This window comes from Thalassospira sp. A3_1 (assembly GCF_017744215.1).
Taxonomy (GTDB): domain Bacteria; phylum Pseudomonadota; class Alphaproteobacteria; order Rhodospirillales; family Thalassospiraceae; genus Thalassospira; species Thalassospira lucentensis_A.
The window spans coordinates 1164731-1180636 of the sequence record NZ_JAGHQQ010000002.1 but is presented as its reverse complement, the minus strand read 5'-3'; the positions used below and the strand labels follow the sequence as shown (position 1 = coordinate 1180636).

Genomic DNA, 15906 nt, shown 5'->3' with positions numbered 1-15906 from the left:
CGACCACAACAACAAAGACAGACGAAAATGCGGATTGCCGTCCTTGACCCTGCCCTGGTGCATATCGTGGCCCTTGTTCTGGCAGTGATTGCCGCCCCCGCCCCGCTTCTTGCGAACGAGGCCCCGCCTGCACCGGCAAACTGGCGCGAAACGAAATGTGCGATGTATACCGATATCCGCGCCGAGGTTCTGAAATCGATCCCGCGCGAGGATATCGGGGCCGACTTTATCAAAGCCGAAGAAGACTATATCGCGGGCGGATGCCGGGGCCGCGCCTATGCCTGCCCGACAACCGAAATGCAGCTTCAATATGCCAACGCGGTTTCGCTGCGCGTCATGAGCGGCGGCCTTTCGGGAACGTTCCTTCCCTATGGCTGTCCGGGTGGGCCAAAAACGCCCGCCGCACAATAAGCCGATAATTAGCCAAATGGATGATATTGCCGGTTAATCTGCGTCTTGCGCTGCAACAACTTCACGTCTATACACTGGAGTAATTCCAAACGCAGGAGGCTAATTTGCAGGGTAACGACTACGAACTGACCAAGACCCACGTTGATATCTATAACGGCTTTACCGTCTTTATGAAGTGGGGCACCCTTTCAGTGATCGGTCTGCTGATCGTGATGGCGATTTTCCTGCTCTGATCGGCCTGATCGCGGAACAAAAATGCAAAGCTGCCGAAACCGGCAGCTTTTTTCTTGGCTGCGAACAAACCTTATGCGTTATTTTCACCATCCAAATTCACCCCTGAAATGTGTTACGATGCTTTTGGTGTTTCCCGCAAAGGGTTAGGCCACACCTGTAACAAGTCAGGGAGGAAACGATGCAAGGAAGCGACTATGATGCCGAACTGGTCCAGGTCCACGAAAATGGCTGGCACGGTTTTATCAAGTTCATCATCTGGAACATTATTTCGATTGTCGTCCTTCTGGTCCTGTTGGCGGCATTCCTGATCTGATCATCGGCATATTTCAGGCATAAAAAACGCCCCGCATCTAGCGGGGCGTTCCTTATCCGGCGAACCGGAAACCGTATCTCTGGTCGCTTAGCCGACGATGTCGGAAGCGACAGCCTTAACCGACGATGTCGGTCTGGGCGAAGAAATAGGAAATTTCGATTGCAGCATTTTCAAGCGAGTCCGAACCATGGACCGAGTTCGCTTCGATAGATTCTGCAAACTGTTTGCGAATGGTGCCTTCCTCGGCATTGGCCGGGTTGGTCGCACCCATTACTTCGCGGTATTTGGCAACGGCGTTTTCGCCTTCCAGAGCCTGGACGACGACCGGGCCGGAAACCATGAAGTCTACCAGTTCACCAAAGAACGAACGTTCTTTGTGAACAGCGTAGAAGCCTTCAGCCTGTGCACGGGTCAGAGCGACACGCTTCTGCGCGACGATGCGAAGGCCTGCGTCTTCGATGACGGCATTGATTTTGCCAGTCAGGTTGCGGCGCGTTGCGTCCGGCTTGATGATCGAAAGAGTGCGTTCGATAGCCATTGGTTTCACCTAGCTACTTGTAAAAATTCGTTACCCCCAAGAAGGGACTGCGGAAGATAAAAAAGCCGACGACAAGGCTTCCTTATCATCCGCAGACCCTAAGGTTGGCGCTATATAAACGCCCTTGGTTCGCAACGCAACACATAGTTCTGCCCGCGCAATTCAGACCTGCGCCCCTTGCATCAACGGTTGAACACACCCCGAAAGCCGCCAAATCCCGTGAAACTGCGCCCCTTGCCGCCACGCGATGCTTCGATATTGCCCCGTTCCTCCTGTGATCGACCACTCATGACAGTTTCAAGAATCCTTGCGTCACGGCCGTCCCTGCCCTATTGAAAGCACAGATTTTCAAACGATTCCCGAACGCGGACCCGAAATGCTGCAAATTACCGATCTGACCTACCGCATTGGCGGCCGTATGATCCTTGATCACGTGACCCTGACCGTGCCCGACGGGCACAAACTGGGCCTGATCGGACGCAACGGGGCCGGCAAATCCACGCTTCTGAAACTGATTTCGGGTGAAATCGCATCCGATGGCGGCGATGTATCGATTTCAAACCGCACCCGCATGGGCGTTGTATCGCAGGAAGCCCCCGCCGGTTCGCGATCCCTGCTTGATACGGTTCTGGCCGCCGATACGGAACGCGCTGCCCTTCTGCACGAAGCCGAAACCGTCACCGACCCGAACCGGATTGGCGATATCTATACCCGCCTTGCCGATATCGATGCCCACACCGCCGAGGCGCGCGCGGCATCCATCCTTTCGGGTCTTGGCTTTGATGCCGAGGCCCAGCAACGCCCGTGTGATGATTTTTCCGGTGGCTGGCGCATGCGTGTGGCACTGGCGGCGACCCTGTTCCTGCGCCCTGATCTGCTGCTGCTCGACGAGCCGACCAACCACCTTGATCTTGAAGCGACCATCTGGCTTGAAAACTATCTGATCAACTATCCCGGCACGATCATCCTGATCAGTCACGACCGCGATCTTCTGAACCGCGTTGTCAAACATATTGCCCATCTGACCGATGGCAAGGTCACGATGTATGGTGGCAATTACGACAAATTTGCCAAGACACGCCGCGAACAGCTTGAACTGGCGTCAAAGCATTACGAAAAACAGATCGCCCAGCAAAAGCATCTGCAATCCTTCATCGACCGCTTCCGCGCCAAGGCCAGCAAGGCCAAGCAGGCGCAAAGCCGTATCAAGATGCTGGAAAAAATGGGTCCGGCCATTCCGGTGGTCGAAGATCGCGGCATTTCGTTCGACTTCCCGAGCCCCAAGGAACTGCCCCCGCCCCTGATCAATATTCATGGCGGCGATGTCGGCTATGCCGAAGGCAAACCGGTCTTGCGCAATATCAGCCTGCGCATCGATATGGATGACCGCATCGCACTTCTGGGTGCGAACGGTAACGGTAAATCGACACTGGCCAAGCTGCTTGCCAACAGGCTTGAACTGATGGCGGGCGAAAAACATTCATCAAACAAACTGCGCATCGGCTATTTCGCGCAGCACCAGACCGATGAACTGCGCCCCGATGAAACGCCCTATCAGCATATGGCATCCCTGATGCCTGATGTGATCGAACACAAGGTCCGCGCCCAGCTTGGCCGCTTTGCGTTTGAGGGCCAGAAAGGCGACACCAAGGTCAAGGACCTTTCGGGTGGGGAAAAGGCGCGCCTGCTGTTTGCGCTGATGACGCTTGATGCGCCGCATATGCTGATCCTTGACGAACCGACCAACCACCTTGATATCGACAGCCGCGATGCGCTGAACCATGCGCTTAACGCCTATGAAGGTGCGGTGATCATCATCAGCCACGATCCGTATCTGATCGAAGCCTGTGCGGATCGACTGATTCTGGTGGCCGATGGTACGGTCAATGCCTTTGACGGCGACGTCGCCGAATATCGCCAGTATCTGCTGAACCGGGCGCGTGATGAACGCCGCGCGGACAAGGCAGAGGCCAACGAAAACGGCGAACCGGCGCGGCCAGAGGACAAAGGCAACCGCAAGGCGCTCCGTCAACAGGCCGCCGAAAAGCGCAAGGCCGCAGCCCCCATCAAGCGCGAGATTGAAAATCTTGAAAAACAGATGGAAAAGCTGAGCGCGCGCCGCGACAAAATCAAGGAAGAAATGGCCGATCCGGCGCTTTACGAGCCCGATAACGCCACCAAACTGACCACCTTGCAAAAAGACCTTGGCAAGATCGAAAACGAACTGGCCGAGATCGAAACACGCTGGATGGAAAAGCAGGAAGAATACGAACAGAAGGTGGCGTAACCCGCCGCCTTCTGCTTTCTTCCTTGCCTTTTGACAACGCCGTTAGCTGATCACAAGACCGCCATCCACGCCAAACACCTGGCCTGTGATCCACGCATTCGCCGGATCAAGCAAATGCACGATTGATGGTGCCACATCTTCGGGTACACCGCGCCGCCCCAACGGGATGGTTTTGGCTTCCTGCTGTTTGACAGCGGCTTCCTGTTCGGCGGTCAGCTTCATCCGTTCGCGCAGAAACGCCGTTTCAACCGGCCCCGGTGCCACGGCATTCACCCGGACACCCTGTCCGGCCAGTTCAAGTGCCCAGCACCGCGTCAGATGTTCGATCGCGGCCTTGCTTGCCCCGTAAAGGCCAAGATGGGCGGCGGCCTTACTGCCAAATGTGCTCGACAGATTGACAATCGCCCCCTTGCTTTGCACGAGATACGGCAATGAAGCCGCAGCCAGAAGAACTGGTGCGCTGACATTGATCTGCAACAGATCGGCAATTCCGGCGGCCGTTGCATCGACCAAAGGCTGAACCACGCCGCCCCCGGCATTGTTGACCAGCCCGTCCAACCGGCCCCAGCGATCAATCGCGGTTTTCACCGTGCGGTCCGGCGCATCTTCGGCGGTTGCGTCAATCACCAGTGCGGCAATCCCCGGCACCTCGCGTTCGGCAGCACGAAGCGGTTCTTCACGCCGCCCGGTAATCAGGACATTCGCCCCCTGTGTCGCCAGCAACTTCGCGGTCGCCAACCCGATCCCGGCACCCCCGCCGGTAATGATATAGGCCTTGTCGGCAAATCTGTTCATGACAGTTCCTTTGTCTGAAAATCGAAACTGTCAGATCCTGCAACCCTGCCCCTAGTGTCAGGGTCAAGCGCAATTTATGGCGTTTGGAAAACAACGAAAACCGGTGTTACGCCACCTGCCTTGCCGTGGTGCTCACACTCAGGCGTTCAACCGTCGTCGCACCGAAATTGGCAATCGCATGGTGCAGCCTGTCCCGGCGATCATTCAGGACTGCTATCAGTTCCTCGATCTCGGCCAGTTTTTCCAGATGCTGTTCGTATCCCAGCGGGCAACTTTCCTTGTCAAAATTGGCCTGATCGACATAGCACGGCAGAAATTGTGCAATTTCGCGCGTGGCAAAACCGCAACTTAAAAACAGCCGGATATATCCCACCCGGTCGGCACTATCGGCGCGAAACACCCGATATCCGTTTTCCGCACGCCGCGACGCCAGCAATCCCTGCTTTTCGTAATGGCGCAACGCCCGCACACTTACACCGGTTGCTTTCGCAAGTTCTCCGATCTGCATGGCACCTGTTTCCTTGGCTGAATTTCGTTTCTGCCGGGAAAAATGGGGTAAACCACGCCAAACGCAATGCCCGGCCCCGATAATCCCCCTGCCATCAAGTCGCCGAATTCACCCCGCAGCCTGACCAAAGGGCAAAGCAAACAATGCGGGAGACGGACCATGGCTGATGTCATCTATGGGACCGACGGGGCAGATGTGCTTGTCGGAACGGAAGAAGGCGAACTGATTTTCGGGCGCGCGGGCGGTGATTATATCCGCGGGCTTGGCGGGAATGACCGTTTCTATGAAGTCGGGCCGGGGGACGATACGCTTGATGGTGGTGCCGGACATGATCATTTCCACGCCAGTATCGGTAACGATACGCTGATCGGCGGTTCGGGCAATGACCAGCTTGATGGCGGTCCGGGTGCCGATATCATCGATGGCGGCCCTGGCCGGGATGAAATTCAATTTTCCTATTCAAATGACGCGATCAAGGAAGGTGTCATTGTCAATCTTGCCACCGGCATCGGTTCGGGCGGTGATGCCGAAGGCGACCGTTACAGCAATATCGAAGATATCCGGGACTCACGCTATGGCGACATTCTGATCGGCAATGACGGCAACAACGCCTTTTACCAGAGCTATAACGGTGCAGGTGAAGGCGACATCATGATGGGCGGTGGGGGCGATGACAAATTCTACGCCAGCAGCAGTTCAACCTTTTCCGAAGATCAGACCAGCTTTTTCATCGGCGGTGAAGGGTCTGATACCATCAGCTATATCGCCGGTTGGGGCAACGATGCGCCTTATGGGGAATATGGTCCGCAGCCGGTGATCAATCTTGAAACCGGATCGGGGCGGACCGGCGATCATTTTTCCGGCGTCGAAAATGTCGATGGCAGCAATCAAAGCGACCTGATTATTGGCGATGACAACGACAACCGGCTGATCGGCAACAAGGGCGGCGATACCATCTATGGCCGCGATGGCGACGATTTCATTGTCGGCGAAAACATCCATGGCGAAGCCGGAAATGATACGCTCACCGGCGAAGGATATGACGTCTCGCTGTATGGTGGCGATGGCCATGACACGCTTGATGCCGGCCCCATAGCTCATGAAGTTTTCTCCGACAACATCCTTTCGGGTGGTGGCGGCAATGACTGGCTTCAGGGCAATATCGGCGACGATACTTTCGTCTTCGACGCCGAAGCCTCCAGCCGGGATCGGGTGGTTGATTTCGAAAGCGGCGATGATGGCGATACCCTTCTTCTCACCGCTGATCTTCAGGCCAGTTCGGGCATCACCGATTTCGACAGCCTGCTCGATCACGCCAGCGAAACCGATGGCGGCGATCTTTACATCGATTTCAGCAATGGCGATCCCTGGACCTTTGGCGTGATTGTCGAGGATACGGCAAAGGCCGACCTGACCCCGGACAATGTCATGTTCGCCGAGGTCTGAGGCGTTGAGAAAACGACGACGGCGGATATTTGAAAACCGCCGTCGTCCCTTTACGCCACTATCGCCCGGATATATAAATCCACCACACCACAACAACCTGAAATAAACGGCCGTCCCCATGAGCAATGCCAGCGCGCTAAAGCTGCTTTCAAGCACCAACCCGCAAATCCCCAAGGGTGACGGCAACGAACCGGTGCAGGCCTATATCGCCGCCATGCCTGATTGGAAAAGCGCGATCGGGCGGCGCATTGACACCCTTGTCGAGCAGGTCTTTCCCACTGTCCGCAAGGCCGTCAAATGGAATACGCCGCTTTATGGCAAGGAAGACGGCTGGTTTCTGGCGATGTATTGCTACAAAAAATACGTCCAGATTACCTTCATGCAGGGCACGTCTCTGACCCCGGTGCCACCGGTTACCTCCAAGGTCGAAGGCATCCGCTACCTCAATATCCACGAGGATGATCAACTCGACGAAGCCCAACTCACCGACTGGATCAGACAGGCCTGCCGGTTACCGGGTTTGAAGCTGTAAGTCATTGCCTCAAAGACGAAACACCCGTTTGCCCTTTATCACTACGGCTCCCTCCTTGTTTCTCAGAGAACGCATCTCATCAAAAGTTGCTGCGTCAATAAAAAGGCGCACATTATCTTTCTTGCATATATCAGCACAACCTGCGTTAATATATATTATGATAATGTCACGTATAGCGGGAGTCTGGATTATGAGAATCTCCAGAATAGTCGTTCAAAACTATCGCGGGCTAAAGAGTGTTGATGTCAAGGTAGATAACGACCTCGCTTGCATTATCGGTGAGAATAACACTGGTAAAACAGCGCTATTACGCGCAGTTCAAATCTGTCTCGATGTATCATTTCCATCTATTTATCGTTCTCTTGTTCGCGAAGATATTCATTCCAGCATCGACATTTCTTGTCCCAACCAAGTTCTGATTGGCGTGGAGCTTACTGGCTTCCAAGGAGTAGTAAATCAAGAAGCCTTGGTTGCAACTTGGAAAACGGCTGCCGACACAGCTAGGATATTCTATAGATTCCGCCCACGTCTCAGTATCCGAGAGGCGCTTCAGAACAAAGAGATTAAGCATGGTGATTTAACTCTTGAGGATTACCATTGGGAGTTAAAAGGTGGCGGCAATCCTGCAATAGACCTTACAGATATTGATTGGGACAACGACGATGTTGGCGAAACAGTCCGCTTTTCCGATTTGCAATCGTTCTTGGTCGTCAACTTGCCTGCTCTTCGCGATGTTGAAGGCGAGTTAAGGAATTACAGGGCATCACCTCTCACAAGATTAATTGAAGCGTGCGAAATTGATCAAACAGAGCAGAATGCACTTATTGCTATTCTGGACGACGCCAACAAGAAAATTGAACAATCGAAAACCATCGCAGAAATCGCTAATTCAATAGACACGTCTTTCAAAGGTGTCTCCGGCCCCGCATTCGAGATGGATTCAACACTAGGCCTTTCGGCTGCAAATTTTCAGGCAATTATTCGCAACCTGAAAATTCTGCTTTCCGATTTAGCTTTGGAATCTTTCGAGCCAAGCAGAAACGGTCTCGGAATGAACAATATCCTCTATATCGCAATTTTGATGGAGTATCTTGACCGAAGAAAGAAACGCGGAAACTCAGCAGGACAACTGGTTTTGCTTGAAGAACCTGAAGCCCACCTGCACCCGCAGCTTCAATCTTCTCTGCTAATCGCGCTTCGTTCCAAAGGGGTTCAAATACTTCTAAGTAGCCACAGTACCCAAATCACATCACTCGCACCGTTTAGTTCACTAATTTCTTTGACTAAAAGGGCAGATTCTTCAATTGCATCAAGCAACTTGGCATCGAATAGCAACTTGACCCCAGACGATGTTTCCGACCTCGAACGATACCTCGATTCAACCAAAAGCAACCTGCTTTTTGCCCGGAAGGTCATGCTAGTTGAAGGGGCAGCCGAACTTTACCTAATTCCGGCATTGTATGAAGCAGTACACAAAGGAAATCTGGAGCGTGAAGGCATTTCTATAATTGCTATTCACGGTGTTCATTTTGATGTTTACGCATCACTTTTCAGTACCGGTAACCTCGAGAAAAAATGCGCTATTGTCGCAGACGGTGATCTAAAACCATCGGATGCTAGTGACGAGTTTGACATCGATATTGATGCTCCAGATTTGGCCGCGCTACGTGGAGAATTTGTAGAAGTCTTTGCTGGTGCAACGACATTCGAACACGAACTAGTGATGCTGGAAACCCTGCCGATGCTGATCGAAACTACTCGTCAGTTGGGAGCTCCGAAAATTACACAGGAACTAGAAGCCGGGCTTGAGGCCATGCAAAAGGGTGACTTAGATGAGGATGATGAACGTGCCCTCATTGAGCACCTTGGAACCCTTACGCTTAAAACCGCAAAACGCTTTGGAAAAGGACGATTTGCTCAGGTTGCTGCGAGAAATGCATCACTCTGCACCAAACTGCCAGTCTACATCCAAAAGGCTACTGACTGGCTAAAAGCATGATATCCCTCACTCCAGAGCAAAAGCGGGCAGTTGAGCATGATGGAAATATCATATTATCAGCGTGTCCAGGCAGCGGGAAAACTAGGGTGATCATCGCCAAACTCCTCCAACTTGCCGAGCAAGTAGAGGGCTCTCCGCGTTCAATCGCTTGCATCACCTATACGAACGCTGCTGTGGACGAGATTGAGGAACGAGTAAAACAGGTGGGGTCAAACACACTGTTTGAACGTTGCGAGATTGCCACCATCCATGCATTTTGCCTCCGCTTCATATTAAGGCCTTATTGCTGGCTTGTTCCCGAACTCCCCAGCAAATTCAAGATTCTAACAAATGAAATGAGCCTCTTTGGACATCTTGTTCAAACGGTTGAAGATGAAATAGGCCGTCGTATTCAACCTAGGACCGTTGATGACTACGCTTCGATCCGGATAGATGTAAACGGGGAGCCTGCGGGGGCAGGTATTGACGGTGGAATCGTCAGTGCTGCCAACGCCATTCGGTTTTGGGAACTTATGCGCTACCGTGGCTTCATCGATTTCTCGATGATCCTGTATCACTCCCTACAAATTCTCCAAAATCACCCATATATAGCTCAAGGCCTTTCAAGCAGATTTGCGTGGCTGCTTGTGGACGAATTTCAAGACACGACCGACGTTCAGGTCGCGATTTTGAGAGAACTCAATCAACACTCTCAGTGCAGTTTCTTTCTTGTTGGTGATGAGAATCAATCCATAAATGGGTTTGCGGGTGCACGCCCCGATCTTGGCCACAACTTCGCTATTGATATTCAAGCCGAAGAAAATCTGGCATTGAGCCACAACTTTCGGTGTGCACCTCAAGTGATCCAACCTGCAGAAACATTAATTCCGCGACATCCTCCTATGCAATCAGCAGGAGAAGCCGAAAACTACACTGGGTCCGTGGTTTACCATCAAGTTGCCTCGGCTGCGGAAGGAATTATGAGATGTTTTTTACCGCTACTTGAAGAGCATCAAATCCCGCTAGGTCGTGCAGCAATTCTAGCGCCTTGGTGGTTACATTTGGTTCCCGTGGCACGACATCTAAGAAATCATGGTATACCTGTCTTTGGTCCCGGCGCACGCCCATATCAACGTAAGCGCCTATATGCCTCACTTGCAGAGCAACTCGGTGCAAGCGCAGAATCCGATGATTTCATGCATCTTCTAGGCGTGGAAAAAGCAATATTCAGACTGGTCAGCGAGGCCATGGGACAAACACGATTCGACGTTTTCTCATATGCGGGCAGGTGCACCGCTCTCAAGCTGGTATATGCTGCAAAACAAACAGCGGATCAGTATCCTAACGGCATGGATTGGTTAGAGGCCAGCGCGGATATTGTCGGCCAAATTCTCTCCAAAGACGAATGGATTGATGCGACAACAGCACAAATGCTCAAGAACTCTGTTCAAGAAATGTGGTCGGATATGACCGCGAGAAATATTGATATTGAGAACCTGCAAATCTCTGATCTTGGGTTGTTCGCAAATCCTGAAAATGCGATTAAATTGATTACGCTTCATCACTCAAAGGGTCGTGAATTCGACGCTGTCGCCATCATTCACGCCAACGACGGCCACATTCCTCATTTTACCGCAAGAAATCAAGCGCAGTTCGATGAAGCACGCCGTTTGTTTTATGTTGGGATTACTCGTGCCAAGAAGCATTTAGTCGTATTATCTGATCAATCCGATCCCAGAAATAAACCATCTCCATATGTCGCTCAATCTGGTCTGAAACGCGGCTAACAACAGCATCCTCCACCTTCCTGACATGAGCCTGTCAGGAGCGCCCTGCTAGTTTATCCCTGCCGATCAAGCCGTTCGGCGGATAAATTACGAACGCCCCATGACATATGCTGAAAATCTCTGGCTGTTCTTTGTTCTGCTGTCGGGCATTATCATTGTGCCCGGCATGGATATGTTTTTCGTTATTGCCAATTCCCTGACTGGCGGCAAACGTGCCGGGTTATCGGCCACCGCCGGGATCATGCTGGGCGGGGTGTATCACACGTTGCTGGGTGCCATCGGCATCAGCGCCCTTCTGGCCATTGCGCCCTGGCTTTTGAATGTCATGCTGTTTGCCGGGGCGGCCTATATGGTCTGGATCGGCATCACGCTGTTGCGCAGCGCCATCACGGTTGATCGCATCCGGGCGGCCAAGGATGCGTCGCTTTGGATCGCGTTTCGTCAAGGCATGATCACCTGCATGCTCAATCCCAAGGCCTATCTGTTCATTTTCGCGGTCTATCCGCAATTCATCCGCCCGCATTACGGGCCGCTTTGGTCGCAGGCGCTTGTCATGGGCATCATGACGGCCGCCGTACAGCTTGCGGTTTATGGCGCGCTGGCCCTTGCGGCCGGGACCAGCCGCAACCTGATTACTGGCAATCCTGTGGCAACGATTTTCATCGGGCGGACGGCGGGTTTGCTGTTTATTGGTGTTGCCCTTCTGACCGCGTGGCAGGGCATGGCGACAACCGGGATCAACTTTTGATTGACAGGGCGGTGTGGCCTGATCAATACTTAACCTCATGGTTAAGTATCAAGAAGCCGAACTGAACGACATCTTTGCCGCCCTTGCCGATCCAACCCGCCGTGCGCTGCTGGCGCGGCTGGAGACGGAAGAAAACCTGTCGGTCAGTGAACTGGCGCGACCGTTTCACGTTTCATTGCCTGCGGTGATGAAACATCTGGATGTTCTGTCCGATGCCGGGCTGATTGCGCGGCAAAAAACCGGACGCACGGTCAATGTGCGCCTGAATGCCGAACCGATGGAGCACGCCATGGAATGGCTGGCCCGCTATCAGCGTTTCTGGTCGCACAAACTCGACCAGCTTGCCGCGTTCCTTGAAGAAGAAGACACCATCCCCGAACGGGGAAAAGACGAAATAACGGACTAGGGAAAAGACGTATGTCTGAAACGATAAGTCAAAAACCGAGCCTGACGATCCGGCGCCGGATTGCCGCCCCACCGGCAAAGGTTTACGCCGCATGGATTGAACCCGAAAAACTCGCCAGATGGTGGGGACCTGCGGGATGCGAGATGATCGATGCCAGCATCGACGCCCGGACCGGCGGTACATTTCGCATCCGGTTCAAGGAAGCAGGCCCCGAGGGTGAAATCCACGACGTCAGCGGCACCTATGACGCGGTGGAACCCGATGCGAAGCTGTCATTCAGTTGGCAATGGATCACCATGCCCGAACGCAAGTCGCACGTGACCCTGACCTTTATGGCCGAGGATCACGGAGCGGCCACCATTCTGATCCTCCATCACACGCAGTTCTTTGACGAGCGCGCGCGTGATGGCCATCAGGAAGGATGGAGCAGCGCACTCGACAAGCTGGAAGTCTGCTGCACTTCGGAATGATTTTGCCCCGATTTCCGTCTTGACCTCAACCACGGTTAAGGTCGCAACATCGCCCCGAATGAATACCGCAGAATAAACGCCGCGATGCCCCAATTTATCGCGGCCTGCGCCACCACAAGAAATACAGGAAACACGAGACATGAGCGCCCCGACACGTCCCGATGCCCCCCTTGCGTCACCCGCCAAGTCACCCGCCAAGTCACCGGCCATCGATAAAAAGGCCACCCGCCGCGAATGGATTGGCCTTCTGGTTCTGGCCCTGCCCTGCCTTCTGATCGCGATGGATATGACGGTTCTGCACCTTGCCGTGCCGCATCTGACCGCAAGCCTTAATCCGACAAGCGACCAGTTGCTCTGGATTGTCGATATCTATGGCTTTTTCATTGCCGGATCGCTGATCACCATGGGCACCCTTGGCGACCGGATCGGACGGCGCAAGCTATTGATGATCGGCGGTGGCTGCTTTGGCGCGGCATCCGTGCTGGCGGCCTTTTCCGATACGCCGGAAATGCTGATCTTTGCCCGTGGCGTGCTGGGTATTGCCGGGGCAACATTGATGCCCTCCACCCTGTCGCTGATCCGATCCATGTTCCACAATGACAAGGAACGTTCCTTTGCCATTGCCGCATGGATGACGACCTTTATGGTCGGCACCGCCGCCGGGCCGCTTCTGGGCGGGCTTGTTCTCAGCTATTTCTGGTGGGGGGCTGTTTTCCTGCTCAATGTGCCCGTGATGGTGCTTTTGCTGATTGTTGCCCCGATCCTTCTGCCCGAACACAAGGCCGAAAGCTTTGGCCGGCTTGACCTGTTCAGTGCTGCCCTGTCGCTTAGCTCGGTTCTGGCGATCATTTACGGGGTCAAGGTCATTGCCGCCTATGGCTTTGGCAGTGATGCGTTTGCCGCACTCGTGTTTGGCCTGCTTGGCGCATGGATTTTCATCCGCCGGCAGCGCAAGCTTGCCGATCCGCTGCTTGATCTTGATCTGCTTAAACAGAAAACCATCTCTTTGCCGATTGTGATCCAGACCGCCGTGATCTTTGCCGGGATGGCCTATTTCCTGTTCCTGTCGCAGGCCTTGCAACTGGTCATCGGGCTTACCCCCATTCAGGCCGGACTTTCGATGTTGCCCGCCACCGTCGCCGGAATTGTCGGCTCGATGGGGGCGCCTGTTCTGATGGGGCGCTTCAAACCCGGGCAGGTCATGACCGGTGCCCTGATCCTGACGGCAATCGGCTTTGGCATGCTGTCCTGGCCGGGCAGTGTTGTCAGCCTTTATGTGCTTGTGGCGGGTGCGACGATCTTCTCGCTTGGGATTACGCCGGTTGCGATGATCTGTACGGATATGGTTGTCGCATCTGCACCTTCGGATCGGGCCGGATCGGCAGCCGCGATGTCCGAAACCAGTGCAGAACTTGGCGGCGCGCTTGGCATTGCCATACTGGGCAGTGTCGGTACCGCGATCTATCGCGATGTGATGGTCAAAGCGGTGCCGTCGGGCGTCGGGGATGAGGCCGCGGATGCCATCCGCAGCACATTGGGCGGAGCCGTCAATGCGCTTTCCGATCTTCCGGCGTCAATATCATCTGACATTCTGCCACTTGCACGCGCCGCCTTTACGGATGGCTTACAGGTTATTTCGATTATTTGCACAATTTTGATGGTTTTGTCGGCCATTGGCACCCTGATCGCGTTGCGCGATGCCCGTTGTGACACAAATAACGATGATGGGGCGGAAGGCGCAAAAAGCGATGCTGCGCTTGACCCGGCCCTGAAACAGGCAGCCTGTGCCGCCGGAACTGTGGAGTAGTCACAATGCGAAGTCCGGAACTCCCCCCAAGACTTGAAAGCAAACGTTTCATCCTGCGCGATTTCGCGCCCTCGGACCGGGCGGCCTTTGTCGCCTATCAGATGGATGAACGGTATCGCGCCCTTTACGGCACCGCGGATAATGACCGCACCCGTACGAGCAGCAATGCGCTGTTTGACCGGTTCCTGACATGGCAGGAAGAACGCCCGCGGCGTAATTTCCAGGTCGGGATTTTTGATAAATCGTCCGGCGATCTTCTGGGATGTGTCGGCCTGCGTGGCAAGGATCTGCCGGTGGATAGCGCGATTTTCGGGATCGAGCTGTCACCGAGCCATTGGGGGCGTTACCGCGCCGCCATCGAGGCCAGCACGATGATGATCGCCTTTGGTTTCCGCGAGCTTGATCTTGCATCGATCATGGGCGTTACGGCCAGCGACAATAAACGCATTGCCCGTCTGGCTGACTGGTTCGGGGCCGAAGTCGTGGCGGAACGTCACGGGTCGGAAAATTCCCCCGAATGGACTACCGAATGCGGCACCGCAAAGGTCGACTGGTCACTTAAACGCACGATTTGGGACCACGGCAGACCCGATGCGTCACGCCGCACCGATGCCGGTAGCGACAATTTTGTCTATGCCAACTGCAATCTTAAAACCGGCACTGCCGCTGAGATGCAAAAACACGCCTGCAAGGGAATGTAAGCCGGGACCGGTCAGAAATCCGATCGGTCCCGACACAAGTTTGAATTGCCCACCGACCTTCCCCGGCACGACTGTCTTTGCATAGCCTTCTGATCAGCGCCGCCACCCGATCAACAAGGAGGATATGATGAAACGCCCCGAAATCGTCTCTCGCGCGGAATGGCTTGATGCCCGCAAGGCGCATCTGGAACGGGAAAAGGCACACATGCGCGCCTATGACCGCCTGTGCGAGGAACGTCGGACCCTGCCATGGGTGCGGGTCGACAAGGAGTATGTCTTTGACACGCCGGACGGTGAAAAATCGCTGGCCGATCTGTTTGACGGCCGCAACCAGCTTATTGTCTATCACTTCATGTTTGGACCGGGCTGGAAAGAGGGCTGTGTCGGTTGTTCGTTCCTTGCCGACCATTTTGACGGTGCCAACCTGCATCTCCAACACCATGACGTGACGCTGGTTGCTGCTTCCCGGGCGCCGCTTGCGGAATTTCAGGATTTCAAAAAGCGCATGGGCTGGGACTTCACGTGGGTTTCCTCGGCGGGTTCGGACTTCAATTACGATTTCGATGCGTCCTTCCGCCCCGATGATGTCAAAGCCGGCAAGGCGACCTATAATTACGCGCCCTATACCGGCAAGATGGAAGACCTTCACGGCGAAAGCGTCTTTGTCCGCGATCCCGAAACCGGCGAGATTTTCCATACCTATTCCAGTTACGCCCGCGCCGGTGATGCCCTGATCGGGGCTCACGCCTTCCTCGACATAACACCCTTTGGCCGCAACGAGGACGGGGTCATGGACTGGGTCAAGCTGCATGATCAGTACGAGGATTACAAACCGGTGCATTCCTGCTGTCACTAGCAGGGATTAGCCGTAAAGCAATCGGTATATGCCCACACAAAAAAGCCCGCGCTCTGTTTCAGGCGCGGGCTTTACTTGTTTTGAATAAT

At 54.2% G+C, this 15906-nt stretch carries 17 protein-coding genes; 14 read left to right on the top strand and 3 right to left on the bottom strand.

The annotated features are described in order from the left end of the window. Positions 1-27 precede the first annotated feature (27 nt). The 3 genes from J7395_RS12680 to J7395_RS12670 all read left to right on the top strand — a co-directional run bounded on the left by J7395_RS12680 (position 28) and on the right by J7395_RS12670 (position 958). Positions 28-411, top strand: a complete 384-nt coding sequence (locus J7395_RS12680; RefSeq protein ID WP_209221677.1) for a hypothetical protein — start codon at positions 28-30, stop codon at positions 409-411. 104 nt (positions 412-515) lie between these two features. Then, the gene (locus tag J7395_RS12675) at positions 516-644 is read left to right on the top strand and encodes an aa3-type cytochrome c oxidase subunit IV (protein ID WP_082824790.1); all 129 of its coding nucleotides are present in this window, start codon (positions 516-518) and stop codon (positions 642-644) included. A 179-nt stretch (positions 645-823) separates the two neighbouring features. Next, positions 824-958 (top strand): aa3-type cytochrome c oxidase subunit IV, encoded by a 135-nt coding sequence (locus tag J7395_RS12670; protein WP_082824789.1) that lies wholly within the window; start codon positions 824-826, stop codon positions 956-958. A 115-nt stretch (positions 959-1073) separates the two neighbouring features. Here the strand turns inward: J7395_RS12670 and ndk are convergent, their stop codons facing one another. After that, positions 1074-1496: a nucleoside-diphosphate kinase gene (gene ndk, locus J7395_RS12665; RefSeq protein ID WP_007091418.1), complete on the bottom strand. Its 423-nt coding sequence runs from the start codon at positions 1494-1496 to the stop codon at positions 1074-1076. Positions 1497-1872: 376 nt separating this feature from the next. On the opposite strand from ndk, the gene J7395_RS12660 reads away from it, so the two are divergent. Then, positions 1873-3783 carry an ABC-F family ATP-binding cassette domain-containing protein gene (locus J7395_RS12660; RefSeq protein WP_062952396.1) on the top strand — a complete coding sequence of 637 codons (1911 nt, stop codon included), beginning with the start codon at positions 1873-1875 and terminating at the stop codon, positions 3781-3783. A 42-nt stretch (positions 3784-3825) separates the two neighbouring features. Here J7395_RS12660 and J7395_RS12655 read toward each other — a convergent pair whose 3' ends face one another. Beyond that, the gene (locus tag J7395_RS12655; RefSeq protein WP_209221676.1) at positions 3826-4578 is read right to left on the bottom strand and encodes an SDR family oxidoreductase; all 753 of its coding nucleotides are present in this window, start codon (positions 4576-4578) and stop codon (positions 3826-3828) included. A gap of 106 nt (positions 4579-4684) precedes the next feature. Beyond that, a complete protein-coding gene (locus J7395_RS12650; protein ID WP_209221675.1) occupies positions 4685-5086 on the bottom strand; it encodes a MerR family transcriptional regulator in 402 nt (133 codons plus the stop codon). 159 nt (positions 5087-5245) lie between these two features. Between J7395_RS12650 and J7395_RS12645 the strand changes: the two genes are divergently transcribed. From J7395_RS12645 to J7395_RS12600, 10 genes are all read left to right on the top strand, one after another. Then, the gene (locus J7395_RS12645) at positions 5246-6532 is read left to right on the top strand and encodes a calcium-binding protein (RefSeq protein ID WP_209221674.1); all 1287 of its coding nucleotides are present in this window, start codon (positions 5246-5248) and stop codon (positions 6530-6532) included. Between the two features lie 118 nt (positions 6533-6650). Further along, complete coding sequence (locus J7395_RS12640) at positions 6651-7064, top strand: DUF1801 domain-containing protein (protein ID WP_209221673.1); 414 nt, start codon at positions 6651-6653, stop codon at positions 7062-7064. A 190-nt stretch (positions 7065-7254) separates the two neighbouring features. Continuing rightward, positions 7255-9063 carry an AAA family ATPase gene (locus tag J7395_RS12635; RefSeq protein WP_209221672.1) on the top strand — a complete coding sequence of 603 codons (1809 nt, stop codon included), beginning with the start codon at positions 7255-7257 and terminating at the stop codon, positions 9061-9063. Beyond that, positions 9060-10829, top strand: a complete 1770-nt coding sequence (locus J7395_RS12630; protein WP_209221671.1) for an ATP-dependent helicase — start codon at positions 9060-9062, stop codon at positions 10827-10829. The genes J7395_RS12635 and J7395_RS12630 overlap by 4 nt, the downstream gene beginning before the upstream one ends. 100 nt (positions 10830-10929) lie before the next feature. Next, entirely contained in the window at positions 10930-11577 is a 648-nt protein-coding gene (locus J7395_RS12625; RefSeq protein WP_062952392.1) for a LysE family translocator, read from the top strand. A 37-nt stretch (positions 11578-11614) separates the two neighbouring features. Beyond that, on the top strand, positions 11615-11983 hold the full coding sequence (locus tag J7395_RS12620) for a metalloregulator ArsR/SmtB family transcription factor (RefSeq protein ID WP_062952391.1): 369 nt from the start codon (positions 11615-11617) through the stop codon (positions 11981-11983). Between the two features lie 11 nt (positions 11984-11994). Further along, a complete protein-coding gene (locus tag J7395_RS12615; RefSeq protein WP_209221670.1) occupies positions 11995-12453 on the top strand; it encodes an SRPBCC domain-containing protein in 459 nt (152 codons plus the stop codon). A 139-nt stretch (positions 12454-12592) separates the two neighbouring features. After that, a complete protein-coding gene (locus J7395_RS12610) occupies positions 12593-14260 on the top strand; it encodes an MFS transporter (RefSeq protein ID WP_209221669.1) in 1668 nt (555 codons plus the stop codon). Between the two features lie 5 nt (positions 14261-14265). Further along, entirely contained in the window at positions 14266-14961 is a 696-nt protein-coding gene (locus tag J7395_RS12605; RefSeq protein WP_209221668.1) for a GNAT family protein, read from the top strand. Between the two features lie 124 nt (positions 14962-15085). After that, positions 15086-15817 (top strand): thioredoxin family protein, encoded by a 732-nt coding sequence (locus tag J7395_RS12600; protein ID WP_247742108.1) that lies wholly within the window; start codon positions 15086-15088, stop codon positions 15815-15817. Positions 15818-15906 lie beyond the last annotated feature (89 nt).